The organism is Shewanella sp. A22 (assembly GCF_053850585.1).
Genome location: NZ_JBSQBN010000221.1, coordinates 1 through 2,464 on the forward strand (window position 1 = coordinate 1; position 2,464 = coordinate 2,464).

A 2,464-nucleotide genomic window follows, 5' to 3' on the forward strand; every position below is an offset into this window, starting at 1 on the left:
TCAGGTATTCCACTTCTGTGTTACATCGATTTAAAAGGCAACAACCATTTCTACATCAATGTGCCTTGAATTGAAAAACCTGAGAGACTCTGAACTGACCAGATATTTAATGAGATTGGTATTAGATGCCCATGAATGGTTCATAAACATGATATGCCATGGGGTTGCAACACCGCTATTGTCTGCGTTTCTTTGAAGATGATTGCTGCAGTGTGTGGCAATGTAATCATGGCGCAACTTATGAAATGTCGTTATTCTACCTAAGTTAACGATAATGCAATACAAATACAGCCCAAGGGGTTAGGTTAAATGGCTTTGTTAATCTTTATAGAATAAGTTTATTGTGCAGTATTCACGTCGATGGTTTGGAGTCATACCTTGCGTTTTGGTTGTATCGACATTTTTGGGCTTAAGGTGGTATTAATAAAAGAGGCGTGGGGCTGAGTTTGTCTATGTTGTGATGTTTATGTGTTTCAAACGAGCATTTTCGAGAGGTGGTATGTTTTTTAGTATAAAGGCCAAGATTATTACGATATTTTCTTTAGTGATGATCGCTTTCACATCTATACTTTTGCTCACCATATTTATCAATCAACGTGACCGTGTACTGGATTTAGAATTAGAAAAGTCTACAGAAATTTCAACAATGCACGCTAATCTGCTCAGCCAAGAGTTTGCTCAGTATGTCGCCATGTTAAAAATGCTAAGCAATAACCCTCAGATAGAATTAGGAGATAAGACTACCATCACTCGCTTACTCCAACGATTAATGACCATAGGCCATGGCAATTTTATCAATGCTGTTTATGTTGATAAGGATTTAAATTTAATCGATGCCAAAGGAAACATAAATAAAGTCACCCATCCTTTATTTATTAAGGGTGATGATTGGATCGGCAAAGAATACAATATTAGTGTGCCTCTTTATAGTCGGTTTGAAAATACCCCCGTTATAATGGTCGCGGTACCTATTTTAGATACAAAAACTCGATGGGTAGGTACGCTTGCTGTGGCGGTTCCTCTTACGGTTATTTCAGACAAACTGTCGACGATTAAACTCGCAAAAGAAAGTTATGCATGGTTAGCCGATTCTAATAACCTAATTGTTTCACATCCGAATCAAATTTATGTGATGAAAAGTACATTGTCAGAGAACGAAAATAGCAGCTTTCCTGGGTTTTATAAAATCGTCAGGCAAACTAAAATTCAAAATAATGGCTATGGTCGGTACGTGGATGCCAGCAGAGATGAATCCAAAATTGTAACCTTTTCTAAAGTCGATTTTCTACCCGGCTGGACTTTGTTTGTTACCACTAAAGAGTCGGAAATATTCCATGATATATATGTAATTTTATATAATGTATTGTTTACTTCTATTGTATTAATGATGGCTTTTTTACTACTGATTAGTGATCTAGCTAATCGAATAACCAGGCCAATCGTTCAGCTTACTAATGATGTAAAAGCGTCTGTTGACAGTAAAAAAAGTTATCTAAAAGTGGTTGATACAGATGATGAAATTGGCCAACTTTCTCAAGCTTTTCATGATAGTCTGCAAAAAATTCATTTACACACAACCCATTTGGAACAAATGGTAAATGACCGAACGCAAGAGGTGACAGCCAAAAACTCTTTGCTCAGCATACAAAATGATAAACTTGAAGAACTAGCATCTAAAGACCCTCTCACGCTGCTTTTTAATCGCCGAGCCTTTAGTGCATTGGTTGATAAAGAGATATCTCGAGCTAAAAGACACGACTTTCCTTTGGTCCTAGTAATATTAGATATTGACCATTTTAAAAAGATTAATGATGTGTTTGGCCATAATGTGGGCGATGATATTTTGTGTCATTTTGCTGATGAACTGTCTGCAAATATGCGTAAAGAAAACCTTATTTGCCGTTGGGGCGGAGAAGAGTTTGTTATTTTAATACCGGAAGCCAGTTCTGAAGTGGTGTTTAAGCTTATGGATAAATTGCGTGACAAGATAGCTCAAATGAACTTTGCTCCAGTTGAACAGCTCACGTTTAGTGCCGGCATGGCAACAATTCAAGCTGATGAGTCATTTAAAGAGTGGTTCCAAAGAGCAGATAACGCTTTGTATAAAGCGAAACAGTCAGGCAGAAACCGTGTCATATCGGATTGATAGCTTCAAACTCTTAACGCCAAAGCGCCGAGTTGACACTTTCTTTATCAGGCATATTTTATTGCGCCATTATTGTTGACAAGATTGTGGTAGAACAGGTTTTACATCTAATACATGCGGCTTAATAACGTTATTAAGCCGCATTTTTTTTGATATATATTACATTATGCCAAAGCATTGAGTGTGTTGAAATAATACCAATCTCATTAAATATCTGGTCAGTTCAGAGTCTCTCAGGTTTTTCAATTCAAGGCACATTGATGTAGAAATGGTTGTTGCCTTTTAAATCGATGTAACACAGAAGTGGCATACCTGAGA

1 protein-coding gene is annotated in these 2,464 nt (G+C 37.0%); it reads left to right on the top strand.

Annotated features, from left to right (window positions below; all coding sequences use genetic code 11):
- The first annotated feature begins 499 nt into the window (after window positions 1-499).
- The gene (locus ACWXWT_RS20315; protein WP_456043380.1) at window positions 500-2,146 is read left to right on the top strand and encodes a sensor domain-containing diguanylate cyclase; all 1,647 of its coding nucleotides are present in this window, start codon (window positions 500-502) and stop codon (window positions 2,144-2,146) included.
- Window positions 2,147-2,464 lie beyond the last annotated feature (318 nt).